Annotated in this window: 25 protein-coding genes; 19 read left to right on the forward strand and 6 right to left on the reverse strand. The window is 70.8% G+C overall.

The features are described from left to right. Nucleotides 1-580: 580 nt before the first annotated feature. The 5 genes from VQ03_RS06015 to trpS all read left to right on the forward strand — a co-directional run bounded on the left by VQ03_RS06015 (nucleotide 581) and on the right by trpS (nucleotide 4,743). On the forward strand, nucleotides 581-1,627 hold the full coding sequence (locus VQ03_RS06015; protein ID WP_083467809.1) for a helix-turn-helix domain-containing protein: 1,047 nt from the start codon (nucleotides 581-583) through the stop codon (nucleotides 1,625-1,627). Nucleotides 1,628-1,787: 160 nt separating this feature from the next. After that, complete coding sequence (locus tag VQ03_RS06020; RefSeq protein ID WP_048449968.1) at nucleotides 1,788-2,027, forward strand: hypothetical protein; 240 nt, start codon at nucleotides 1,788-1,790, stop codon at nucleotides 2,025-2,027. A 133-nt stretch (nucleotides 2,028-2,160) separates the two neighbouring features. After that, complete coding sequence (locus tag VQ03_RS06025) at nucleotides 2,161-2,784, forward strand: septation protein A (protein ID WP_048449969.1); 624 nt, start codon at nucleotides 2,161-2,163, stop codon at nucleotides 2,782-2,784. A gap of 75 nt (nucleotides 2,785-2,859) precedes the next feature. Then, nucleotides 2,860-3,600, forward strand: a complete 741-nt coding sequence (locus VQ03_RS06030) for an endonuclease III domain-containing protein (protein WP_048449970.1) — start codon at nucleotides 2,860-2,862, stop codon at nucleotides 3,598-3,600. A 102-nt stretch (nucleotides 3,601-3,702) separates the two neighbouring features. Then, nucleotides 3,703-4,743 (forward strand): tryptophan--tRNA ligase, encoded by a 1,041-nt coding sequence (gene trpS / locus VQ03_RS06035; RefSeq protein WP_048449971.1) that lies wholly within the window; start codon nucleotides 3,703-3,705, stop codon nucleotides 4,741-4,743. Nucleotides 4,744-5,049: 306 nt separating this feature from the next. Here the strand turns inward: trpS and VQ03_RS32770 are convergent, their stop codons facing one another. After that, nucleotides 5,050-5,259, reverse strand: coding sequence for a hypothetical protein (locus VQ03_RS32770; protein WP_167376061.1), 210 nt, complete (start codon nucleotides 5,257-5,259; stop codon nucleotides 5,050-5,052). Between the two features lie 161 nt (nucleotides 5,260-5,420). Between VQ03_RS32770 and VQ03_RS06040 the strand changes: the two genes are divergently transcribed. Next, nucleotides 5,421-6,125 carry a haloacid dehalogenase type II gene (locus VQ03_RS06040; protein WP_048449972.1) on the forward strand — a complete coding sequence of 235 codons (705 nt, stop codon included), beginning with the start codon at nucleotides 5,421-5,423 and terminating at the stop codon, nucleotides 6,123-6,125. A gap of 156 nt (nucleotides 6,126-6,281) precedes the next feature. On the opposite strand, the gene clpB is transcribed toward VQ03_RS06040, so the two are convergent. Continuing rightward, on the reverse strand, nucleotides 6,282-8,921 hold the full coding sequence (clpB, locus tag VQ03_RS06045; RefSeq protein ID WP_048449973.1) for an ATP-dependent chaperone ClpB: 2,640 nt from the start codon (nucleotides 8,919-8,921) through the stop codon (nucleotides 6,282-6,284). Nucleotides 8,922-9,211: 290 nt separating this feature from the next. On the opposite strand from clpB, the gene VQ03_RS06050 reads away from it, so the two are divergent. Then, complete coding sequence (locus VQ03_RS06050) at nucleotides 9,212-9,991, forward strand: MOSC domain-containing protein (protein ID WP_048449974.1); 780 nt, start codon at nucleotides 9,212-9,214, stop codon at nucleotides 9,989-9,991. Nucleotides 9,992-10,004: 13 nt separating this feature from the next. On the opposite strand, the gene VQ03_RS06055 is transcribed toward VQ03_RS06050, so the two are convergent. Further along, nucleotides 10,005-10,214 (reverse strand): hypothetical protein, encoded by a 210-nt coding sequence (locus VQ03_RS06055; protein WP_048449975.1) that lies wholly within the window; start codon nucleotides 10,212-10,214, stop codon nucleotides 10,005-10,007. Between the two features lie 279 nt (nucleotides 10,215-10,493). Here VQ03_RS06055 and argB point away from each other — a divergent pair, with 279 nt between their 5' ends. The 5 genes from argB to VQ03_RS06075 all read left to right on the forward strand — a co-directional run bounded on the left by argB (nucleotide 10,494) and on the right by VQ03_RS06075 (nucleotide 13,447). Continuing rightward, nucleotides 10,494-11,417: an acetylglutamate kinase gene (argB, locus tag VQ03_RS06060; RefSeq protein ID WP_048449976.1), complete on the forward strand. Its 924-nt coding sequence runs from the start codon at nucleotides 10,494-10,496 to the stop codon at nucleotides 11,415-11,417. Between the two features lie 131 nt (nucleotides 11,418-11,548). Continuing rightward, complete coding sequence (locus tag VQ03_RS06065; RefSeq protein WP_048449977.1) at nucleotides 11,549-12,280, forward strand: pyrimidine 5'-nucleotidase; 732 nt, start codon at nucleotides 11,549-11,551, stop codon at nucleotides 12,278-12,280. Further along, on the forward strand, nucleotides 12,277-12,399 hold the full coding sequence (locus tag VQ03_RS34980; RefSeq protein WP_280948443.1) for a hypothetical protein: 123 nt from the start codon (nucleotides 12,277-12,279) through the stop codon (nucleotides 12,397-12,399). The genes VQ03_RS06065 and VQ03_RS34980 overlap by 4 nt, the downstream gene beginning before the upstream one ends. 5 nt (nucleotides 12,400-12,404) lie before the next feature. Continuing rightward, nucleotides 12,405-12,842, forward strand: coding sequence for a metallopeptidase family protein (locus VQ03_RS06070; RefSeq protein WP_048449978.1), 438 nt, complete (start codon nucleotides 12,405-12,407; stop codon nucleotides 12,840-12,842). A gap of 272 nt (nucleotides 12,843-13,114) precedes the next feature. Then, entirely contained in the window at nucleotides 13,115-13,447 is a 333-nt protein-coding gene (locus VQ03_RS06075) for a hypothetical protein (protein WP_048449979.1), read from the forward strand. Here the strand turns inward: VQ03_RS06075 and VQ03_RS06080 are convergent. The 3 genes from VQ03_RS06080 to VQ03_RS06090 all read right to left on the reverse strand — a co-directional run bounded on the left by VQ03_RS06080 (nucleotide 13,371) and on the right by VQ03_RS06090 (nucleotide 16,016). Beyond that, nucleotides 13,371-14,600 carry a hypothetical protein gene (locus VQ03_RS06080; RefSeq protein WP_048449980.1) on the reverse strand — a complete coding sequence of 410 codons (1,230 nt, stop codon included), beginning with the start codon at nucleotides 14,598-14,600 and terminating at the stop codon, nucleotides 13,371-13,373. The genes VQ03_RS06075 and VQ03_RS06080 overlap by 77 nt on opposite strands. Before the next feature lie 133 nt (nucleotides 14,601-14,733). After that, nucleotides 14,734-15,000 carry a hypothetical protein gene (locus tag VQ03_RS06085; RefSeq protein ID WP_048449981.1) on the reverse strand — a complete coding sequence of 89 codons (267 nt, stop codon included), beginning with the start codon at nucleotides 14,998-15,000 and terminating at the stop codon, nucleotides 14,734-14,736. 2 nt (nucleotides 15,001-15,002) lie between these two features. After that, nucleotides 15,003-16,016, reverse strand: a complete 1,014-nt coding sequence (locus VQ03_RS06090; RefSeq protein ID WP_048449982.1) for a WD40 repeat domain-containing protein — start codon at nucleotides 16,014-16,016, stop codon at nucleotides 15,003-15,005. Between the two features lie 262 nt (nucleotides 16,017-16,278). Here VQ03_RS06090 and VQ03_RS06095 point away from each other — a divergent pair, with 262 nt between their 5' ends. The 7 genes from VQ03_RS06095 (at nucleotide 16,279) to VQ03_RS06125 (ending at nucleotide 20,896) form a co-directional block, all read left to right on the forward strand. Next, on the forward strand, nucleotides 16,279-16,683 hold the full coding sequence (locus tag VQ03_RS06095) for a response regulator (protein ID WP_048449983.1): 405 nt from the start codon (nucleotides 16,279-16,281) through the stop codon (nucleotides 16,681-16,683). A 47-nt stretch (nucleotides 16,684-16,730) separates the two neighbouring features. Continuing rightward, nucleotides 16,731-17,171 (forward strand): hypothetical protein, encoded by a 441-nt coding sequence (locus tag VQ03_RS06100; RefSeq protein WP_048449984.1) that lies wholly within the window; start codon nucleotides 16,731-16,733, stop codon nucleotides 17,169-17,171. Nucleotides 17,172-17,477: 306 nt separating this feature from the next. Beyond that, the gene (locus tag VQ03_RS06105; protein ID WP_053078425.1) at nucleotides 17,478-18,035 is read left to right on the forward strand and encodes a hypothetical protein; all 558 of its coding nucleotides are present in this window, start codon (nucleotides 17,478-17,480) and stop codon (nucleotides 18,033-18,035) included. A 51-nt stretch (nucleotides 18,036-18,086) separates the two neighbouring features. After that, nucleotides 18,087-18,779 carry a MotA/TolQ/ExbB proton channel family protein gene (locus VQ03_RS06110; RefSeq protein WP_048449985.1) on the forward strand — a complete coding sequence of 231 codons (693 nt, stop codon included), beginning with the start codon at nucleotides 18,087-18,089 and terminating at the stop codon, nucleotides 18,777-18,779. Nucleotides 18,780-18,842: 63 nt separating this feature from the next. Then, nucleotides 18,843-19,310 (forward strand): protein TolR, encoded by a 468-nt coding sequence (tolR, locus tag VQ03_RS06115; RefSeq protein ID WP_048449986.1) that lies wholly within the window; start codon nucleotides 18,843-18,845, stop codon nucleotides 19,308-19,310. A gap of 4 nt (nucleotides 19,311-19,314) precedes the next feature. Then, the gene (locus VQ03_RS06120; RefSeq protein ID WP_048449987.1) at nucleotides 19,315-20,301 is read left to right on the forward strand and encodes an energy transducer TonB family protein; all 987 of its coding nucleotides are present in this window, start codon (nucleotides 19,315-19,317) and stop codon (nucleotides 20,299-20,301) included. An 82-nt stretch (nucleotides 20,302-20,383) separates the two neighbouring features. Next, nucleotides 20,384-20,896, forward strand: a complete 513-nt coding sequence (locus VQ03_RS06125; protein ID WP_048449988.1) for a metallophosphoesterase family protein — start codon at nucleotides 20,384-20,386, stop codon at nucleotides 20,894-20,896. Nucleotides 20,897-21,241: the final 345 nt, after the last annotated feature.

Consider the following 21,241-nt stretch of genomic DNA (forward strand, 5'->3'; position numbering starts at 1 on the left):
CCCGACCTTCGGTTTACAAAACCGCTGCACTACCGCTGTGCTACACCGGCGAGAGCCCGCAAGCCCTTGATACGCAAACACGAGCCGTCCGTCACGGGCGGGCCTTTAGACCTCCTGGCCGTTCTCGCGTCAAGGCGAAATCCGGCACCGTCCTGCCGGTGCGAGGCCCGCCCTCTCGCCCCTCTCCGGTCCCTTCCGTCAGCCGGGCTGCGACTGCAGGAACGCGACCGGGTCGGGCTCGGCCCCTGTGACGACCGCGGCGGGTCGGCCGGTCCGGGGACAGCACGGAGCAGGGTCGCCTCCCGACTGCCGATCAGGCGGGCGACGGCGTCGGGCCGCCTCTCCTGCAACGGCCCGATCATGGCGACGACGCCGGCACTCTCCGGGCCCTTGCCGATGTCGTCGCCGACAGTGAAATCGGGACGAACGCGCAGGTACGACCGTCGATTCGATTTCTGATTGCGATGTCGACGACCGGAAACAACCAGATACGAAGGCCCGACGAGGCCGATTGATTTCGTGCCGGGTCGAGGGAATTCTCGCCCCGACGTGGCGCCGTTGCGAATCGACCGAGCGATCTATGTCCGAAGATGGGGGGACGGCCCGACGCGAGGCAGGTCTGCGATTCTCGTCCGACGCGGAGACGCCCTCTGGCCAGGACGGGTTCGAGGCATATCACGACCTCTACGCGATGGTGGCGGATGCGGTGCGGCTCCGCGACAGCTTCGCGGTCGAGGTCACGGCCGAGCGCCTCGACGGCATGATCCTGTTCGACCGCAGGATGCAGGGCGTCGCGCATGTCCGCTCGCCCCGGCGGGTCCTGCGCAACGGCTTCGACCATTTCACGGCCCAGCTCGTCCTCGAGGGCGCCCTGGCGGTCGGCACGCCGGAGGGCAGCCGGAGCGTCGGACCCGGCGAGATCGCCCTCATCGACATGAGCCGGCCGATGGAGACGCGGGCGGACCGGGCCCGGGTGCTCACGCTCTCGATCCCCCGCAGCGAGATCGAGGCGGCTCTGCCCGAGCCGGGGCGGCTGCACGGCGCCGTCGTGCCGCAGGATCGCGCGCGCCTCCTCTCCCTCTTCCTCGGGTCCGTTCTCGACGAGCTGCATCGCCACGGTCCCGGAGACCGCGCGCGCCTCGCCCGGGCGACCTCGGAGCTCCTGGCGCTCACGCTCGCCGGCCAGACCTTGTCCGGTCCCGATCTCGCGGGGCCATCCGGGGCGGGGAGCGAGGCCGTGCGGATGGCCGCTGCGGCCGCGTGCCGCCGGCGGGCGCGCCACTACATCGACGCTCACCTCTCCGCCACGCCGGAGGAGGTGGCCAGGGTCGTCGGCGTCTCGCGCTCGGTGCTCTACCGTGCCTTCGAGCCGAGCGGCGGCGTCGCCCGCATCATCCGCGCCCGGCGCCTCGCGCGGCTGCGCACCCTGCTGTCCCGGCCCGACGAGACCGGCCGGATCGCGGACCTGGCCCATGCCTGCGGCTTCTCGAGCGAGTCCGATTGCAGCCGGGCCTTCAAGGCGGCCTACGGCGTGTCACCGAGCGAGTACCGCCGCCTCGACGGCGAGGGGGAGCGGGACGCCTTCACCCCCGAATCCCTCGCCGCCTGGTGGAACGCCCTGCGTTGAGCCGGGTGAGGCCGTCGCGTCTTTGCTGCGATGCAACAAAGCGTCGCGGCCTTGATCGTCGTCCAGTCCTGGCACGCGAATCGCTGGGGTTCCCCGGCAGAGGTGCCCCCCGGCCAGGACCTCCGCCCGACCCGCGTCGCGAACGGCCGATGGAGGTGGCATGGCCGATTTCCTCACCGTCGCCCTGGTCTGCGCCAGTACCCTGGCGGCGCCGGATTGCTCCCGCGAGACGGCGCTCGACGTGGCGATCGCACCGGCGCCCACGCCCATCACCTGCCTCATGCAGGGCGAGACGCTGGCGGCCCGGAGCGGCTTCTCGCGCGGACGCGAGACCTACCTGAAGGTCGCCTGCGAGCGGCGGAGGACCGCCGCGCTCCGCCCGGAGGTCGAGGCCCGGTAGCAGGCGGGGGATGGATGGATCGGCCGCGCCGGTCTATGGCCTCCTCTTCCGTTGCGCCTGGGCTCGCGCGAGCCCACCTGCGCGGGACGCGTCGCCCGGACGCGCGCTTGAAGAGGAGCGTCGCCCCCGCCCCATGCAGATCGAAGCCGTTCCGCCGCAGACCCATCTACCGCCCCTCGCCAAGCTCGCCCTGGAGCTGGGCCCGCTCGGGGTGTTCTTCTTCGGGAACGCCTATGCCGAGAAGTTCGGCTTTCCCGGCGACCAGCGCCTGTTCGTGGCGACCGGGCTGTTCATCGTCGCGACCCTGGTGGCGCTCGCGGTCCATTACGTCTGGGTGCGGCGGCTGCCGATCATGCCGCTCGTCTCCGGCGTCGTCGTGGTGGTGTTCGGCGGCCTGACGCTGCTCCTGCGCGACGAGCTGTTCATCAAGCTCAAGCCGACCATCGTGAACAGCCTGTTCGGGGCGGTGCTGCTCGGCGGCCTCGCCTTCGGCCGGCCGCTGCTCGCCCTCGTCCTCGACAGCGTGTTCGACCTTACGCAGGAGGGCTGGCGCAAGCTCACCTTCCGCTGGGGCCTGTTCTTCTTCTTCCTCGCGGCGGTGAACGAGGTGGTGTGGCGCACCCAGACCACGGATTTCTGGGTCAGCTTCAAGGTGTTCGGCATCATGCCGCTCACCATCGCCTTCGCCCTCGCCCAGACCCCGCTGCTCCTGCGCCACGAGCGCAAGAAGGACGAGTCCAAGTCGGACCCGGCATAACGGTCCGGACCAGGCACGGACGGGGCGCGGTGACGCAGCCGGAACGGGGACGGGGTATCGGCGATTCACCTCGTCATGATCGCAGCGCCCCCCGAGAACGCCCTGACCGAGAAGGCCTTGGCCATCCACCGCCGGCTGTGCGGGGTCTATGGCTGCCCGATCCCCTATTTCCACGACCTCGACCCGGTGAGCGAGCTGATCTCCTCGCTCCTCTCCCACCGCACCCGCAACGCGGATTCGGGGCGCGCCTTCAAGGCCCTGCGGGCGCGCTTCAACGACTGGGATTCGCTGATCGAGGCACCGACCGACGAGGTGCAGGCGCTGATTTCCGGCGTGACCTGGCCGGAATTGAAGGCGCCGCGGATCCAGGCCGTGCTGCGGGCGGTGCGGGAGCGCGCCGGAAGCCTCGATCTGGCTTTCCTCCGCGACCTGCCGGTGCCGGAGGCGCGGGCCTGGCTCGAGGCGATCCCGGGCGTCGGGCCGAAGACCAGCGCGGCGGTGCTCTCGTTCAGCGGCCTGCGGATGCCGGCCCTGCCGGTCGACAGCCACCACCATCGCGTCGCCCAGCGCACCGGCCTGATCGGGGCGAAGGTCGATGTCGGGCCCGCCCACGCGATCCTGCGCGCGCAGCTGCCGGCCGACTGGGACGCACAGAAGCTCTACGACAATCACGAGGTCTTGATGCTGCACGGGCAGCGCTGCTGCTTTTACCGCAACCCGGCCTGCGGGGGTTGCGCCGTGCTCGATCTCTGCCCCACCGGCCAGGCCCGGACGGGCGCCCGCGCAACACGCGAGAGCGCCGCGCTGCACCCCTGATTCCACGCGCTTGACCCCCCTTCCGGAACGGTCCAGAACGCCGCGCCCGCGGGATTGTGACAGCCCTCGGCCAAGGGACCGACCCAAGGGACGACGATCACGATGCCCGCGTTCAAGGAACTGGTCTTCTCCGGCGTCCAGCCGACCGGAAACCTGCACCTCGGCAACTATCTCGGCGCGATCAAGCGCTTCGTCGCCATGCAGGCGCAGTTCGAGTGCCTGTACTGCGTCGTCGACCTGCACGCGATCACGGTCTGGCAGGACCCGGCCGAGCTGACGCGGCAGATCCGCGAGGTCACCGCGGCCTTCCTGGCGGCGGGCATCGATCCGGCCCGCTCGGTGGTGTTCAACCAGAGCCAGGTGCCGCAGCACGCGGAACTGGCCTGGATCTTCAACTGCGTCGCCCGCCTCGGCTGGCTCAACCGCATGACCCAGTTCAAGGAGAAGGCCGGCAAGGACCGCGAGAACGCGAGCGTCGGCCTCTACGATTATCCGGTGCTGATGGCGGCCGACATCCTGGCCTACCGCGCCACCCATGTGCCGGTGGGCGAGGACCAGAAGCAACATCTCGAGCTGACCCGCGACATCGCCCAGAAGTTCAACAACGACTTCGCCGGTGCGATTCAGGAGCAGGGCCACGGCGAGGCGTTCTTTCCGATCACCGAGCCGCTGATCGGCGGGCCGGCCGCCCGGGTGATGTCCCTCCGCGACGGCACCAAGAAGATGTCGAAGTCGGACCCGTCCGACTATTCGCGGATCAACCTGACCGACGATTCCGACGCCATCGCCACGAAGGTCCGCAAGGCCAAGACCGACGCCGAGCCCCTCCCCTCCGAGATTGCCGGCCTCGAGAAGCGCCCGGAGGCCGACAACCTGGTGGGCATCTTCGCGGCGCTCAACGATGCGAGCCGCGAGGACGTGCTGCGCGAGTATGGCGGCGCCCAGTTCTCGGCCTTCAAGGGTGCGCTGGTCGATCTCGCGGTCGCCAAGCTCGGCCCGATCGGCGCCGAGATGAAGCGCCTCGTCGCCGATCCGGGCCATATCGACGCGGTCCTGGCCGACGGCGCGGCCCGCGCCGAGGCGATCGCCGCCCCCAACATCGCCGCCGTCAAGGACATCGTCGGCTTCGTGCGCCGGCGCTGAGAACCGGTTCATCGGTCTCGCCGCAAGACTGTCCGCTCCCGATCGGTCCGGGGCCGCGCAAGCGGATCCCGGAGCGACGCGGGGGATCATGCCGGCCGGAAAGGCGGCGCAGGCCTGTGCGCGGTTGGCGGCAACGACGGCAACGTTTGCCGAAAATCAGACGAGGAACGCGATCCGACGTCAAGTATCGGACAGTTCATCCTGCCATCGTGCGGCTAAATCTCCCGCATGGCGCGGCCGAATGGTTCGCCGCGGGAAATCGATACCGTGCGCACCACGACTGCGCGCAGCCATGCACAGTCTCTCTCACATCTTGCCGCTGGCTTTCAGCCGTGTCAGTCGCGACACGGCCCGCTCGGCCGAATCATCCCGCTGCATCTCCTGCTCCCACTCTTCGATCATCGTCGGCCGAGAGCGCATCTTTTGCCGCAGGTTTTCTATCTCGTCGCGCAGGACGGTGTTGCGCGGAGCCGTTTCGTGCTTCGGAGGCGAAGGTGATTTGCGGGGGCTGGACATGCCGGGCATGCTCTGACGGCGTCATTAACAGGTAGTAAATTTCTGTCAGATCCAGCTTTCGCGCGGGCTCCGCTCACCCGATGGTGATGGGCGGCCTTGAAGCGCGGACCGCAGGGCCGATAACCCGGGGCGACACGAATCCAATCCGGGAGGCGGCCCGCATGGCGATCCAGGCCCTCATCTTCGACGTCTTCGGCACCCTGCTCGACTGGCACGGCGGCGTCGCCCGGGAGGCGGGGCGGATCCTGGCGCCGTTCCGGCCCGATCTCGACGGCGCCGCCTTCGCGCGGGCCTGGCGCGACCGCTACCAACCCGGCATGGAGCCGATCCGCCAAGGCGCCCGCACATACACCGACCTCGATACGCTCCATGCCGAGAGCCTGGAGAGCGTGCTGGCCGGCCTCACCCTCGGCGAGGCGGTGCCGGCCGAAGCGCGCCACGAGCTGGTCCTCGCCTGGCACCGGCTCGATGCGTGGCCGGAAGTGCCGGACGCGCTCGCCCGTTTGCGCGGGAAGTACCTGCTCGCGCCCTGCTCGAACGCCCATGTGCGGCTCGCCATCGCGCATGCCCGCCGCAACCGCCTGCCCTGGGACGCGGTGCTCGGGGCCGAGTTCGCCCAGGACTACAAGCCGAAGCCCGCCGTGTATCTGCGCGCCGTCGAGGCCCTGCGTCTTCAGCCGGCTGAGGTGATGATGGTGGCGGCCCATTCCTCCGACCTCGCGGCGGCCGCCGCCTGCGGGCTCGCCACCGCGCACATCGCCCGCCCCGACGAGAGCGGACCGGGCACCGGCGAGCCGGCGCCCCTGGTGCCGGTGGATGTTGCGGCGTCCGACCTCGCCGACCTCGCCCGCCAGCTCGGCTGCTGAGTGGCCTTGCGATCGTTGACGGCCGCGCCGCGATAAGCCGGCGTCCCACTCACGACTTCAGGACGAGGTCGTGAGTGGGACGAAGATGGGTTGATCCGCCGGATAAACCTGAAACAAGAAGGCCCGCTTCCCAAAGGAAGCGGGCCTTCATGGTCCTTAGTTCAGCAGGGCCTTCGCCGGCCGGCGCTCGTCGGGGGAAGCCGCCTGGTCGCCGATGAACAGCCCGGCGGGGCCGAGGCGCACCGGCACGGTCTCGCCGTCATGGACGCGGCCGGCAAGGATCTGCTCGGCGAGCGGGTCCTGCACCGCCTTCTGGATCACGCGCTTCAGCGGACGCGCGCCATAGGCCGAGTCGTAGCCCTTCTCGGCGAGCCAGGCGCGGGCGTCGGGCTCGATCTCGAGGGTGATCTTGCGATCCTCCAGGAGCTTCGCCAGGCGCCCGAGCTGGATGTCGACGATCGCCCCCATCTCCTGCCGCTGCAGGCGATGGAACAGGATGATCTCGTCGACCCGGTTCAGGAACTCGGGCCGGAAGTGCGAGCGCACCACGTTCATCACGTCGTCGCGCACCACGTCGGTGTCCTGGCCCTCCGGCTGGTTGACCAGATATTCCGAGCCGAGATTCGACGTCATGACGATGAGCGTATTGCGAAAGTCGACCGTCCGCCCCTGCCCGTCGGTGAGCCTGCCGTCGTCGAGGACCTGCAGCAGGACGTTGAACACGTCCGGATGCGCCTTCTCGATCTCGTCGAACAGCACGACCTGGTAGGGCCGGCGCCGCACGGCCTCGGTCAGCGCGCCACCCTCCTCGTAGCCGACATAGCCCGGAGGCGCACCGATCAGGCGGGCCACCGCGTGCTTCTCCATGTATTCCGACATGTCGATGCGCACGAGGGCCGTGTCGTCGTCGAACAGGAAGCCGGCCAGTGCCTTGGTCAGCTCGGTCTTGCCGACGCCCGTGGGCCCCAGGAACATGAACGAGCCGATCGGCCGGTGCGGGTCCTGCAACCCGGCGCGGGCGCGCCGCACGGCGGTGGCGACCGCCACCACCGCCTCGTGCTGGCCGACGACGCGCTTTCCGAGCGCCGCCTCCATCCCGAGCAGCTTCTCGCGCTCGCCTTCCAGCATCTTGTCGACCGGCACGCCGGTCCAGCGCGACACGACGCCGGCGATATGGCTCGGCGTCACCGCCTCCTCCATCATCCCCGAGCCGTTGCCGCGGGTCCCGTCGGCACCCCGGGCCTCGATCTCGGCGAGCTCGCGCTCCAGCCCCGGGATGATGCCGTAGGCGAGCTCACCGGCCTTCTGGTACTGGCCCTGGCGCTGCGCCGCCGCGAGGTCGTTGCGGGCCCCGTCGAGCTTCGTCTTCAGCTCCGCGGCGCGGCCGAGCTTGTCCTTCTCGGACTTCCAGCGCGCGGTGATCGCGGCCGACTGCTCCTCGAGGTCGCCGAGTTCCTTCTCCAGCCGCATCAGGCGATCGCGGGAGGCGGAATCGGTCTCCTTCTTCAGGGCCTCGGCCTCGATCTTCAGCCGCACGATCTCGCGGTCGATGTTGTCGAGTTCCTCGGGCTTCGAATCGACCTGCATGCGCAGGCGCGAGGCCGCCTCGTCGACGAGGTCGATCGCCTTGTCGGGCAGGAAGCGGTCGGTGATGTAGCGGTTGGACAGGGTCGCGGCCGCGACGAGCGCCGAATCCTGGATCCGCACCTTGTGGTGCTGCTCGTACTTCTCCTTGATGCCGCGCAGGATCGAGACCGTGTCCTCGACGGTCGGCTCCGAGACGAAGACCGGCTGGAAGCGCCGGGCGAGGGCCGCGTCCTTCTCGACGTGCTTGCGGTACTCGTCGAGCGTGGTCGCGCCGACGCAATGCAGCTCGCCGCGGGCCAAAGCAGGCTTGAGCAGGTTCGAGGCGTCCATCGCCCCGTCCGCCTTGCCGGCGCCGACGAGCGTGTGCATCTCGTCGATGAACAGGATGATCTGGCCTTCCGCCGCGGTGACCTCGGAGAGCACGCCCTTCAGCCGCTCCTCGAACTCGCCGCGATACTTCGCACCGGCGATCAGCGCGCCCATGTCGAGGGCGAGCAGCTGCTTGTCGCGAAGCGATTCCGGCACGTCGCCGTTGACGATGCGCAACGCCAGGCCCTCGACGATGGCGGTCTTGCCGACGCCGGGCTCGCCGATCAGCACCGGGTTGTTCTTGGTGCGCCGCGACAGTACCTGGATGGTGCGGCGGATCTCCTCGTCGCGGCCGATCACCGGGTCGAGTTTGCCCTCGCGGGCCGCCTCGGTGAGGTCGCGGGCGTATTTCTTCAGCGCGTCGTAGGCGTTCTCGGCGGTGGCGTTGTCGGCGGTGCGGCCCTTGCGCAAGGCGTTGATGGCGCCGTTGAGCGAGGCCGCGGTGACGCCGGCCTGGCTCAGGATCTTGCCCGCATCCGTGTCCTTCTCGACGGCGAGGGCCAGCAGCAGGCGCTCCACCGTGACGTAGGAATCGCCCGCCTTCTCGGCGGCCTTCTCGGCGGTGTCGAACAGGCGCATCAGCTCGCGGGTCGCCTGCGGCTGCGAGGCGCCGCCCGAGACCTTCGGCTGCTTGGCGAGCCATGCCTCGGTCTGCGCCAGCGCCACCCGCGACTGGCCGCCGGCCCGGTCGATCAGGCCCGCGCACAGGCCCTCGGGGTCGTCGAGCAGCACCTTCAGCACGTGGGCGGGCGCCAGCTGCGGGTGGCCCTCGCGCAGGGCCAGCGCCTGCGCCGCCTGCACGAAGCCCCGCGCCCGCTCGGTATATTTCTCGAAATTCATGCGTTCGCTCCTCCTCGGCCGGCCCTCCCGCCCTCTCACAGAGGCGACGGGGGACCGAAAGGTTGGCCCTCGCGCGTCAGCCGCGCGCCGGGCGCCGGCCCTTCCAGGAAGCCGCCGGCCCTCCCCATGTGGTGTGACATATCGGTAACACAAGGGGCGGTGCCGCGATTTCCCGGACGGCAGGCATGCGGCCGGGAGATGGCTTGACGGCAGCCTTCGCCCGAGGTGGCCAGGTCCGATTCCTAGGGCCTCCGATTTTCAGGGCCCCCGATTTCCGCTACCCACGGGGCATGACGAACGCTGCCCTCACCGTCACCGCCCTCCACCGCTACCCCGTGAAGGGCCTCTCGCCCGAGCCCCTGGCCTCGGCCGTCCTCGAGACCGGCGGCTACTTCCCGGGTGACCGGCTGTTCGCGGTCGAGAACGGACCGAGCGGCTTCGATCCCGCCGCGCCTCGGCATCAGCCCAAGATCAAGTACCTGATGCTGATGCGCAACGAGGCCCTGGCTCGCCTGAGGACGGTCTACGACGACGCCACCGGCGTGCTCACCATCCGCGAGGGCGAGAGCGAGGTGGCGCGCGGCGACCTCGGCACGCCGGCGGGGCGGCTCGCGATCGAGGCGTTCTTCCGCCGCTACATCCCGAAGGAGCTGCGCGGGCCGCCGAAGGTGCTCGCCGCGCGCGCGGGTTACCGCTTCACCGATTCGCCCCGCGGCTTCGTCTCGCTCATCAACCTGGCGAGCGTGGCGGCGGTCGAGGACATGGTCGGAGCGCCGGTGGATCCGCTGCGCTTCCGCGGCAACCTGCACGTCACCGGCCTGCCGGCCTTCGCCGAACTCGACCTCGTCGGGACCGAGCTGACGACGGAGGCGGGGCTGCGCCTGAAGGTGAGCAAGCGCATCGTGCGCTGCGCCGCCACCAACGTCGACCCGGCGACGGGGCAGCGCGACCTCGCGATCCCGGACGCCCTGCAGAAGAATCTCGGCCACGCCGATTGCGGCATCTATGCCGAGGTGGTCTCGGGCGGAGGCATGGGTGTCGGAGATGTGTTGCGGGTGGTGCCGGGCTGAGGCACCGGCGCGCTCACCGCTTCGACGGCAGCCAGTCCGGCTCCGGCTCCTGGCGCGGCAGCACCGCCGCCACGGCGTCGAGGTCGACCGTGTAGCTGTCGGTGAGCAGGCGCCAGAGGTCCTGGCGGCTGGCGGCGCGGTGGCTCAGCGAGGTGACCGTGGCGGCCAGCAGCGACGGGCTGGTGAGGGCGGGACGCGGCAGGAGCGAATCGGCGAGGCGCATCGTTAAGGGATCCGGTGGACCGTCCACAGGATGCTCGGATCGTAGTTAACCAAAGGCAAAGCCCGGGCTGCATCCGGCGCCGTCATCGAACCGTCGCGGGGCGCCGCCAGAACCCGGCGACGTGAGGGGGCGCGGCCGTCGCGCTGAAACGTCCACCCGTGGAAGCGTCCAGGCGTGAGATTTCGGTGTGACACGCCGCGCGATGATGCGTAGAACCCCGCGCCGACCGCGCGCCGCGACAGCGCTGCGGCCCGACCTTGCGAGAGGAAAACCGCCACGATGAGCGATTCCGGAGCGGACAAAGCGCCCGACGTCCAGTTGCCCAACGTTCATGTGCGGGCCGAGGTGCTGGTCCAGGCGCTGCCGCACATGCAGCGCTACGACGAGGAGGTCGTGGTCATCAAGTATGGCGGCCACGCCATGGGCGACCGCGCCGCGGCCGAGGACTTCGCCGAGGACATCGTGCTCCTCGAGCAGTCGGGCCTGAAGCCCGTCGTGGTCCATGGCGGCGGGCCGCAGATCGGCCGCATGCTCGACCGGCTCGGCATCAAGTCCGAGTTCCGCGAGGGGCTGCGCGTGACCGACGAGGCCACCGTCGAGGTGGTCGAGATGGTGCTCGCCGGCTCGATCAACAAGCAGATCGTCGGCTGGATCTCGGCCGAGGGCGGCAAGGCCATCGGCCTGTGCGGCAAGGACGGCAACATGGTGCGGGCGCGCCGCGCCGCCCGCACGGTGGTCGATCCCGATTCGCACATCGAGCGCCACATCGACCTCGGCCTCGTCGGCGAGCCGGAGCACGTCGACCGCACGGTGCTCGACGCGGTCCTCAAGGCCGAGCTGATCCCGGTCCTCGCACCCGTGGCGGTGGGCGGCGACGGCCAGACCTACAACGTCAACGCCGACACCTTCGCGGGCGCCATCGCCGGGGCGATGCGGGCCAAGCGCCTGCTGCTGCTCACCGACGTGCCGGGCGTGCTCGACAAGAACAAGAAGCTGATCCCGGAACTGTCGATCGAGGATTGCCGCCGGCTCATCGCCGACGGGACCATCACGGCCGGCATGATCCCGAAGATCGAGACCTGCATCTACGCCCTCGAGCAGGGCGTCGAGGCGGTGGTCATCCTGGACGGCAAGGTGCCGCACGCGGTGCTGCTCGAGCTGTTCACGGACTATGGCGCCGGCACGCTGATCCGCCGGTCCTGACGGCCGAAAGACCGGGCGGCCGACCTCACGGCCGCCCGACCCTGGTGAGTCCTTCTTTCATCTTCCCTTCCGCCCCGCCTCGCTTAATCTAGGCGCCCGGGGCCGTGGGGCCCCCGTCGCCGGATCGTCCCTTGCTTCTGCCAGGCGAGAGCCACCTCACCGCTCCCGAGGCCCGTGGCTTCTCCGGGATCGACACCTGGGTGTTCGACCTCGACAACACCCTCTATCCCCACGACGCCCGCGTCTGGCCGCAGGTCGACGAGCGCATCACCCTCTACGTGATGAACCTGTTCGGGCTCGACGGGATCTCGGCCCGTGCGCTTCAGAAATACTTCTACCACCGCTACGGCACGACGCTCCGCGCCCTGATGGCCGAGTGGAAGATCGATCCCTACGAGTTCCTCGACTTCGCCCACGACATCGACCATTCGAGCATCGCGCTCAACCCGGACCTCGGCGTGGCGATCGAGAACCTGCCCGGCCGCAAGCTGATCCTCACCAACGGCTCGCGCCGGCACGCCGAGAACGTCGCGAAGAAGCTCGGCATCCTCGACCATTTCGAGGACGTCTTCGACATCGCGGCTGCCGATTTCGTGCCCAAGCCCGAGCGCAGCGCCTACGAGAAGTTCCTCGACCGCCACGGGGTCGACCCCGCCCGCTCCGCCCTGTTCGAGGACATCGCCAAGAACCTCGTCGTGCCGCACGACCTCGGCATGGCGACGGTGCTGGTGGTGCCCCGCACCATCGACCCGTTCCGCGAGAGCTTCGAGCAGGAGGCGGTGCGCGCGCCCCACATCGACCACATCACCAACGATCTGGCGGGCTTCCTGACCGACCGGGTCGCCCCGGCGCTCGCGGCGTGAGCCCACCGGACGAGCACGACCCGGCCGAGATCTGGGGCCGGCGCATCGGCCGTTTCCTCGGCGTCGTCGCCCTCGGGGTTCTCGGCTGGCTGCTCGGCCGGCAATTGCAGTTCTGGTGACACCGATGCCTGAGACCGAGACGCCCGAGACCGACTGGAGCGCCCGCCGCGCGCCCGACCTCGCCGCCATGGAGGCCCTGGCCGAAGCCGCCTTCGCCCGCCTGCCGGAGGAGTTCCGCGCCCTGTGCGAGGGGGTGGTGATCCGGGTCGACGATTTTCCCGACGAGGAGACGCTCCAGGAGATGGGCTGCGAGAGCGAGTTCGATCTCCTCGGCCTGTTTCGCGGCACCGGCCTGGCACAGGGCGGCGGCGCCCTGAGCCTCGCCACCGGGCAGTTTCCCAACATGGTCTGGCTCTATCGCCGGCCGCTGCTCGATTACTGGGCCGAGCATGACGAGACCCTGGGCCACCTCGTCGCGCACGTGCTGGTGCACGAGATCGGCCATCATTTCGGGCTCTCCGACGACGACATGGCGGCGATCGAGGCGGCGGCCGAGGAGTGAGGCCGCCATCCGGATTGGCATGAGGCCGCTCTGCTCTCAGTCCTGGGCAGGATCTCGGCGGCATAGGCCTGACGAGCTATGGCGAAGGCCGCGCGGGCCGATGTTCCGTCTCGATCTAAATTGCTGAATATATTGCTTTATTGCTTTTCGATCCGCCCTGCCCGTGGCGGGTATGCCCTGGGGCAGTATAACCGTGAGACGATGGCAGGAACTTGCTCACAACCTTATCGGCGGCGATGAACCTCTCGCTCCCTCGTCACCATGAACCGGACATGTCCGCACCCATCACCCTCGCGCCCATCCGCATCGAGACCGGCGGCATCGACAGCGAGGGCCGCCTGGCATTTCGCGACGGGTGCCTCATCGGCGTCCTGACCCTGCTCGACGCGGACGCGTACGACGAGCTGGGCGTCGGCCGGCACTGGTTCCTGGAGGCGGGCTTCGGACGGGCCGCCGCCGAGCCGCGCCCGCCGACCTTCCCGACCCTCGACGCGGCCCGCACCTGGCTCGACGACCGGACGTCCCGGGTCAGGCCGCGCTGCGCGGCGGCAGGGCGCTCGCCTTCGGACGGCTGGTGCGGAACTGGCCTCTCTCCGCGGCGATGAAGACCAGCACGACCACCGTGACGCTGGTGAACCACCAGCTCGCGGTGGTGCCGATGCCGAGGCAGGCGGAGGCGAAGGCGGTCGCGGCGGTGGCCATCGCCCCCGGGGTCAGCACCGGGTGCTCGCGGCCGGAATGGCGGATGCCGTTCCACAGGACGAAAGCCGCCGCGAAGGCACCGACGATCCCGAGCTCGTACCAGATCTCGAACAGCAGGGAGGCCGGGGCGTTGATCGGCAACATGCCGATCACCTTGCCGCGAATCGCCGTCTCGAGGCCGTGCCCGGTGATGAGCCGCAGGGGCTCGCTCGTCACCACGCGCTGCCAGACCTTCAGCGACAGCACCGTCGGGTGAAGCGGCCCGAGGACCGGCGTCAGCAGGGGCCGCAGGAGGAAGGGGAGCAGCGGAGCCAGGGCGACGAGACCCGCCGCGACGCCCGCGGTGACCCGCACGCCGAGGTTCCGGCGCCAGGCCGACAGCGCGAACGCCGCGGCCCCGACGCCGAGGGCCATGAGCGGCACCGGCCCCGGAGCCAGCACCAGGGCCAGCGCCACCACCACGGCGAGGCCGAGCGCCTCCATGTCGCGGCGGCGCGAGCGCAGCCAGGCGGCGGCGGGCCAGACCAGCAGGGCGAGCAGCATCGCGCCGCGCTCCAGCGCGCTGTCGTCCTCGAACCCGCCCCGCAGCGCGGCACCGCTGAACAGCCCGAGCAGCACCGCCCCGATCGCCGCCGCCCCGACACCGAGGGGCAGGAGGTAGAGGTTGGCCGAGCGCATCCGGTCCGGCAGCGCCAGGTAGCCCGCCACGGTCAGCCCCACCGTGGCGGCGAGGTTGAGCAGGCGCTCGCTCGCCGGGCCCGGGAACGGTGTCCAGACCAGCGACAGGGCGCACCAGCCGAGCAGCAGTGCGCCCGCCAGGATCGCCCGCGCGCCGCCGAGGCGCGACAGCCCCGTCGCCAGGGGGCGCTGGGCGCCGTCGAGGGCGGCGGCGATGATCAGCAGCACGATGCCGATCGGCGCCAGGATCACCACGCTGCGCCGCGACACCAGGGCGGTGACCGGGATCACCACCGTGAGGCCGAAGAAGGCGAGGCGGCGCAGGAGCGCCGCCGCGTCGACGGCGGGATCGGTGGTGTGCGACGTCGCGCGCGGCATGGCGGCCAATCCGGATGACGGCATCGGGAGGTGCCGCCCTCCCCTCCTAGTCGAGAGGGCGGCCCGTGGGCTGTAGATGGAGCGCAACACTGAGGGCGGGCGCGGGGCCGCGGGCAACCTGCGGCGCGCTGGATCAACCCTCCAGCGCCGCCGCCACATCCTCCTCCGTCACCGCGTCCAGGGGCTTGGCCACCTTGCAGGCGCGTGAGCGGGCGCCCGGGCTCATGATCAGGATCACGGTCTCGGTGCCCGGGCAGGCCGGATCGGCGCAGACGATCTCGTTGACGGTCAGGGTCACGTCCGGGCCGAAGCCGCCGAGCCGGCGGGCGGTCTCCGCCACCCGGGCCCGCGCGGCGGCATCCGCCGGCGGGCGCCGGCGGAAGGCGCCGAGGAGACCCATCGTCAGCGCGGCAGGCTGAGGAGGCCGGCCTGGCCGTCGGCGCAGCCGAAGGCCAGGTGCTCGCCGCCGGCATGCCAGCTCATCGCCGTCACGGCGCTGCCCCGCACCGCCGGGCGCACCAGCAGCTCGGAGGCGTCGGTGAAGCGGATCAGGAGCACGCAGCCATCCTCGTAGCCCGCCGCCAGCACCGGGGCCTTGGGATGGAACGCCACGCGCGACACCCGGGCCGGGCGCACGCCGCATTCCCGCGGCGCCTTGCCGGTCGGTCCTTCCTTGGAGTCGAACGGCCACACGATCACCGCCTCGGCGCCGCTCGTCGCCAGCCAGTTCCCGTCCGAGGACCAGGCGGTGGAGCGCACCTTGGCCGGGTAGCCGGTCATCCGCATATGGCCGCGGTCCGGCTGCAGGCGCCAGCCGTGCAGGGCGTTCTCCTGCATCGTGGTGATGACGAACCGCCCGTCCGTCGACCAGGTCACGTCGATGTGGGAGCCCTTCCAGGTCAGGGGCTCGGGGGCGGTGTCGAGATTCGGGTACCACAGGGTGGCGCCGCCGTAATGGGCCACCGCCAACCGGTAGCCCTTGGGCGCGAAGGCGAGGCCGCGGGCGGTGGAGGGCGCCCCGAAGGTCTTCTCGCGTCCCTTGGCGTCACGGGCGACCACGGCCTTGCCGGCGGCGAAAGCGACGCCGCCGTCGGGGTGCAACGCCAGCGCGTCGATCCAGGCACCGCCCTTGGCGGTCGCGATCGCCTCGACGCCGCCATCGGCCTTGATCGCGACGACCCGGCCGTCGTCCCCGCCGGTGACGAGGCGCTTGCCGTCGCCGGCCGCGACCAGGATGCCGGCCTCGGGATGGGCCTCGACCCGGGTGGTCTCGCCGCCCTCGGCGACGACCAGCACGGTCCCGTCACCCAGCGCCAGGGCAAGCTGCCGGCCGAGCCAATGCGCCGCGATGACGTGGGCGCCGGCCGCGATCTCGGTGACCTGCTGGGTGAGGGAGGGGGCGGCGGTGGCGCTCATCGCTCTTCCTGTGAACCTCGGATCCTTGAACCTCGAATCCCGGGCCGGGCCTGTCACACGGGGCTCCCGCGCGCAAGGGCGGGCGCGGTTCCCGGCCGGATTAACCGCCCGTCCCGCAGGGTTAAGGCTTCGCTCACCAAACCGCGACAATTCGAGGGATCCCGCCCGAACGCCGCCCAGGTTCCGGTGGTTCTTCATGCGAACCGTCGCCGGAACGCCCGGGCGGACCGGCGGCCCCTCTCCTCCTGGAGCGAGTTGCGTCATGATCCAGTCTGCCGTTGCGGCGATGGTGCCGCCCTCCGCCCTCCCCTGGGAGACGGTGCTGGTGGTCGAGGACGAGGCGATGGTGTGCGAGATCGCCGCCGAGGCCCTGGCGGACGAGGGCTACCGCGTGCTGACCGCCGCCGACGCGGTCGAGGCCGGCCGCATCCTGCAGGCCGAGCGGGTCGACATGCTGTTCACCGACATCGATCTCGCCCGCAACACCAACGGGGTGGCGCTGGCCCGGGACGCGCGGCGGCACTGCCCGCGCCTTCCGGTCGTCTACACCTCGGGCGGGCGCCACACCCTGGGCGACGGCGAGGCCGTGACCGGCTCGGTCTTCGTTCCCAAGCCCTACCGTCCGAGCCAGATCGTGGCGCTCGCCAACCGCATCCTCGGACACTGAAAACCCCTTCCCCTTCGACCCCTTGCTTCCCGGAGCCCTGTCGACCGATGCGCCCGCCTTTCGTCCTGTCCGGTCTTCTGGCCCTCGCCCTCGCCGGCCACGCCCTCACGGCCGGGGCCAAGGACGCGCCGGCCCCCACTCCCGCCGCCCAGGCGTCGCCCGCGCCGAGCCCGGCCTGCGACATCGTCGGCCTGCGCCTCGAGGACGTGATCGCCACGTCGCCCGAGCTGCAGCGCTCGGCCAACGAGCAGACGGTGCGCGACCTGCGCACCCTGCGCGACGCCGCCGTGGTGCTGGACGCCTACAAGCACCCGCAGGTCTGCGCCCAGGTTCTGGCAGTCCTGCGCGGATTGGCTGCCAACCCCGAGCGGGCGATCGACCAGAGCGGCGACACGGACGAGGAAAAGGCCGAGGCTGTCGAGAAGGCCCGCACCCCCAAAACTCCCGAAAGGTCTCCCGAGAAGACGCCGGAGACGAAGGCGAAGTAGAGACGAGTAGAGGGATCGGGAAGATGTGGCAACGGGATCTGCCGGCCTCGCCCGGCGTCCCGGCGACAGGTCGTGTAACAGATTGGAATTCCTCTGAGTTTCGCGGGCGGCCTTGATCCGGCCCGGCCAGCTCGCTAGTTCGTTCCTGCCGGCGGCCCGGGATCGTTTCCGGATCGTTGCCGGCCTTGTTTGACGAACAGGAGCGGGAGCCGGAACGGCGTCGCGCCGACGTGCCTATGGGCGCTCGGCTCGCACGCGGACGGCTTTTTGGCGCTCGCCGTCCCAGAGGAGTCGCACGACGTGCTCATGCAAGGGTTGCCCCGGTTCCGGGGGCGCATCGCTCGCCTCACCCTCGGCTCGGCCGTCTGCCCCGCCCTGTCGCTGATGCTTCTCGGTTCCGTGGCCGTCCAGGTGGCGCCCGCCGGGGCGACCGAGGCCCAGGCGACGGGAGGGGCCGCGGCGACCGTGACGCCGGCCGCCGTGAGCCAGCCCGCCGCCCCGCCGCTGCGCGTGGAGCTGAACAAGCTCGAGACGGCTGGCGATGCCTGCAAGGCGATCCTGATCGTCGAGAACGGCAAGGGCGGCCCGATCCGGTCGCTGCGCCTCGACCTCAACGCCTTCGACCCCGACGGCATCGTGCAGAAGCGCAGCATGGTCGAGCTCGGCCCGGTGCCGGCGCGCAAGACGGCGCTCCGCCAGTTCGAGATCTCCCCCACTCCCTGCGCGCAGGTCGGCCGGGTGCTGCTCAACGACGTGGCGGCCTGCGAGGGCCAGGATTCGGCCGGCCACACCCTCTCGCGCGAGATCTGCCTGGAGCGCATCGAGCCCTCCTCCGCCAAGGGCGCCGCGCCGTTCGTGCGCTGACCGCCCGTCCCGCTCTCCCTTCCTTTCGCCCCTCTTCCGGAGACCGCCGAGATGGATCCGACCACCGCGCCTGCCGCGGCCGCAGGCCACGACTTGTCCTTCCTCGGCCTCTTCCTGCAGGCCGACCCGATCGTGAAGGGGGTGATGGTCCTCCTGGTCCTGGCCTCGCTGGTCTCCTGGACGATCATCATCGAGAAGCTGGTGCGCATCGCGGGCGCGAGGCGCCAGGCCAAGGCCTTCGGCCGCCTCGTCGCCACCGGCGGCATGCCGGAGGCGCGATCGGGCATCTCCGCCCGGGTGGTGGCCGCCGCCCAGGAAGCCTGGCGCGACCAGGACCCGAGCGAGACCCGCGCCGAGCGGCGCGAGCGCATCGAGCGTGCCATGCGGGCGGCTCTCACCCTCGACCTCAAGCGGCTTCAGCTCGGCCTGCCGTTCCTGGCCAGTTCCGGCTCGGCGGCGCCGTTCATCGGCCTGTTCGGCACGGTCTGGGGTATCATGAACTCGTTCTCGTCGATCGCGAAGAGCCAGGACACCAGCCTCGCGGTGGTGGCGCCGGGCATCGCCGAGGCCCTGTTCGCCACCGCGATCGGCCTCGTCGTCGCGATCCCGGCCGTGCTCGCCTACAACAAGTTCTCGACCGACCTCGCCAAGGTGCAGTCGACCTTCGTCGCCGGCATCGGCACCCTGGGCAACCGGCTGGCGCGCGACCGCAGCCACCACGCCCGCAGCGCCGCGGCCGAGTAATTCTCCTTCAGTGCAACGCGTAGAGCCCCTGCCCCGCCGGGCAGGCGGCCGGAGGCCCGCCAGATGGGTATGGGACCGGTTCAGGCCGGCGGCGGCGACGAGGATGGCTTCGACGCCGCGCCGATGTCCGAGATCAACGTCACCCCGATGGTCGACGTGATGCTGGTGCTGCTGATCATCTTCATGGTCGCGGCACCCCTGATGACCGTCGGCGTGCCGGTGCAGCTGCCGAAGACCGCCGCCGCCAAGAGCTCGGAATCGAAGAAGCCCGTCGTGGTCTCGGTCGACAAGGACGGCCAGGCCTTCCTCGCCAAGGAGCCGCTGCCGGCCGAGTCCGCGCTCGCGCGCCTGAAGGAAGCCGCCGCCCAGGATCCGAGCCAGACCGTGCTGGTGCGCGGCGACAAGGACGTGCCCTACGGCAAGGTGATGGAGGTGATGGGCCTCGTCGGCCAGGCCGGCTTCGCCAAGGTCTCGCTGATCGCCAACGCGCCTCCCGGCGGGGCGGCCCCCGCTCCGGCTGCCCCGCGATAAGCCGATGAGCCACACCGTGACGACCGACGCACCGGAGCCGCGGGAGCCGGGGGCGGGTCTCGGCATCGCCTTCCTGGTGGCGCTCGCCCTGCACGCCGGCGGCCTCTTCGCCCTGACCTACTGGCGCGCCGCCCCATCCCCGCCGGGCGAGAACGAGATCACCATCGACCTCGCGCCGGACATGGCGGCGGTCGACGTGCCGAACGAGGCGCAGGACATCGAGAACGCGCCGGTGCCGACCGACGTGACCGAGCCGACGACCGTGCCCACGGCCGAGCCCCCCTCCGACACCGTGCCGGTGGAGACTCCCCCCGAGACGAAGGCCGAGGAGGTTCCGCAGGAGACCATGGTCGAGCAGGCCCCGGCCGAGGCGGTGCCGGTGGAGAAGCCGCCCGAGGCGGTGGAGGCGGTGCAGGAGCCCGAGGAGCAGGTCGTCACCTCGACCAGCCAGGAGGCGCCGGCCGCGGTGGTGGCCCAGCCGGTCACCGAGCCGAAGCCGATCCCCAAGCCCGTGCCGAAGCCGGTCGCGAAGCCGAAGCCGGTCGAGAAACCCAGGCCCGTCGAGAAGCCGGTCGAGGCGAAGAAGCCCGCGCCCAAGCCGGTCCGCGACGTGAAGCGCGAGGCGCAGAAGGCGGCCGAGCGCAACGCCGAGGCGGCCCGCGCGCGCCGCGCCGCGGCTTCCACGTCGCAGATGAACCAGGGCGGCGCGTCCGCCGCCGCGAGCGCCAACGCCGCCCGGGCCTGGGGCCAGATGATCGTCGGGGCGATCCGCAGCCGGGTCCGCGGTGCCGCCGGCGCCAGCGGCACGGTGACGGTGCGCTTCACGGTGGCGCGTTCGGGCCGGGTGCTCGGCGCCTCGCTGATCGGGAGCAGCGGCAACGGCAGCCTCGACGCCGCCGCCTTGTCGGCGGCCTCCGGCAGCCTGCCGCCGGCCCCGGCGGACTTTGCCGGCGCCCAGCAGAGCTTCTCGGTTCCGCTGCGGTTCAACTGAGGCTGGCGGCGGAACCCCGCCGCGCGACAGGATTTCCGATCGGCTGCCCGGGCCTTGTCCAGGGTGACCGATCGGACGCCGCATGACCACCTACTTCACCAGCGACACCCATTTCGGCGACCCGCGGGTGCTGCGCATCGACCGCCGGCCCTTTCCCGACCTGCCGACCCACGATGCGGCGCTCATCGAGAACTGGAATGCGGTGGTCGAGCCGGACGACACGGTCTGGCACCTCGGCGACTTCGCGCTCGGGCCGCCGCCGGACCGGGTCCAGTCCCTTCTCTCGGCCCTCAACGGGCAGAAGCACCTGATCGTCGGCAACAACGACGGCCCGGGCACGCTCGCGGCGCAGGGGTGGCGCAGCATCGCGCATTACGCCGAGCTCGACGTCGACGGACAGCACCTCGTCCTCTGCCACTACGCATTCCGGACCTGGAACCGGATGGGCCGCGGTGTCGTGAACCTGCACGGCCACTCCCACGGCAAGCTCAAGCCGGTGACCCGGCAATACGATGTCGGCGTCGATGCCTGGGATTTCCGCCCGGTGACGCTGGAGACGATCCGCGCGACCAGGCGCCGGCGCACGACGACTTGAGGCCGCCCGTGCTCATCGGGCGCCCGGCGCTTGCCGTCCATCTGAGCAGTTTTGCGCGGAACCCCACGGGCGCCCCCGACGTTCCTCGGTCACAATAAGCAAGCTTGGCATCAGCACTCTTCCATGAGGCCGATCGCCGCAGCTGCGGATCCCAAATCAGTTCATGAGTTTGCGATGACCACAACGCGTCGCCTTCCTTTCGGCTGGCCCATCGCCGCCGCCCTCCTGCTCTCCGCCGGCCCGGTCCTGGCTCAGCCGGCCTGCATCGGTGCCCAGCGCAAGATCGACGAGGCGGGTGCCCTGCGCTTCCAGGCCCGCCAGGATGCCCGCATCGGCGACCGCGAC

The organism is Methylobacterium tarhaniae, assembly GCF_001043955.1.
GTDB classification, from domain to species: Bacteria; Pseudomonadota; Alphaproteobacteria; order Rhizobiales; family Beijerinckiaceae; genus Methylobacterium; species Methylobacterium tarhaniae.

What these genes read in the sequence shown, in the direction of transcription:
- VQ03_RS06070 (WP_048449978.1), top strand. Translation starts at nt 12,405, where the DNA reads ATGCCTGAGACCGAGACGCCCGAGACCGACTGGAGCGCCCGCCGCGCG.
- VQ03_RS32770 (WP_167376061.1), bottom strand. Translation starts at nt 5,259, where the DNA reads ATGTCCAGCCCCCGCAAATCACCTTCGCCTCCGAAGCACGAAACGGCT.
- VQ03_RS06030 (WP_048449970.1), top strand. Translation starts at nt 2,860, where the DNA reads ATGATCGCAGCGCCCCCCGAGAACGCCCTGACCGAGAAGGCCTTGGCC.
- tolR (WP_048449986.1), top strand. Translation starts at nt 18,843, where the DNA reads ATGGGTATGGGACCGGTTCAGGCCGGCGGCGGCGACGAGGATGGCTTC.
- VQ03_RS06085 (WP_048449981.1), bottom strand. Translation starts at nt 15,000, where the DNA reads ATGGGTCTCCTCGGCGCCTTCCGCCGGCGCCCGCCGGCGGATGCCGCC.
- VQ03_RS06050 (WP_048449974.1), top strand. Translation starts at nt 9,212, where the DNA reads ATGACGAACGCTGCCCTCACCGTCACCGCCCTCCACCGCTACCCCGTG.
- VQ03_RS06025 (WP_048449969.1), top strand. Translation starts at nt 2,161, where the DNA reads ATGCAGATCGAAGCCGTTCCGCCGCAGACCCATCTACCGCCCCTCGCC.
- trpS (WP_048449971.1), top strand. Translation starts at nt 3,703, where the DNA reads ATGCCCGCGTTCAAGGAACTGGTCTTCTCCGGCGTCCAGCCGACCGGA.
- VQ03_RS06055 (WP_048449975.1), bottom strand. Translation starts at nt 10,214, where the DNA reads ATGCGCCTCGCCGATTCGCTCCTGCCGCGTCCCGCCCTCACCAGCCCG.
- VQ03_RS06020 (WP_048449968.1), top strand. Translation starts at nt 1,788, where the DNA reads ATGGCCGATTTCCTCACCGTCGCCCTGGTCTGCGCCAGTACCCTGGCG.
- VQ03_RS06105 (WP_053078425.1), top strand. Translation starts at nt 17,478, where the DNA reads ATGCAAGGGTTGCCCCGGTTCCGGGGGCGCATCGCTCGCCTCACCCTC.
- VQ03_RS06110 (WP_048449985.1), top strand. Translation starts at nt 18,087, where the DNA reads ATGGATCCGACCACCGCGCCTGCCGCGGCCGCAGGCCACGACTTGTCC.
- VQ03_RS06075 (WP_048449979.1), top strand. Translation starts at nt 13,115, where the DNA reads ATGTCCGCACCCATCACCCTCGCGCCCATCCGCATCGAGACCGGCGGC.
- VQ03_RS06095 (WP_048449983.1), top strand. Translation starts at nt 16,279, where the DNA reads ATGATCCAGTCTGCCGTTGCGGCGATGGTGCCGCCCTCCGCCCTCCCC.
- VQ03_RS06125 (WP_048449988.1), top strand. Translation starts at nt 20,384, where the DNA reads ATGACCACCTACTTCACCAGCGACACCCATTTCGGCGACCCGCGGGTG.
- VQ03_RS06015 (WP_083467809.1), top strand. Translation starts at nt 581, where the DNA reads ATGTCCGAAGATGGGGGGACGGCCCGACGCGAGGCAGGTCTGCGATTC.
- VQ03_RS06100 (WP_048449984.1), top strand. Translation starts at nt 16,731, where the DNA reads ATGCGCCCGCCTTTCGTCCTGTCCGGTCTTCTGGCCCTCGCCCTCGCC.
- VQ03_RS06120 (WP_048449987.1), top strand. Translation starts at nt 19,315, where the DNA reads ATGAGCCACACCGTGACGACCGACGCACCGGAGCCGCGGGAGCCGGGG.
- VQ03_RS06080 (WP_048449980.1), bottom strand. Translation starts at nt 14,600, where the DNA reads ATGCCGCGCGCGACGTCGCACACCACCGATCCCGCCGTCGACGCGGCG.
- VQ03_RS06040 (WP_048449972.1), top strand. Translation starts at nt 5,421, where the DNA reads ATGGCGATCCAGGCCCTCATCTTCGACGTCTTCGGCACCCTGCTCGAC.
- argB (WP_048449976.1), top strand. Translation starts at nt 10,494, where the DNA reads ATGAGCGATTCCGGAGCGGACAAAGCGCCCGACGTCCAGTTGCCCAAC.
- clpB (WP_048449973.1), bottom strand. Translation starts at nt 8,921, where the DNA reads ATGAATTTCGAGAAATATACCGAGCGGGCGCGGGGCTTCGTGCAGGCG.
- VQ03_RS06090 (WP_048449982.1), bottom strand. Translation starts at nt 16,016, where the DNA reads ATGAGCGCCACCGCCGCCCCCTCCCTCACCCAGCAGGTCACCGAGATC.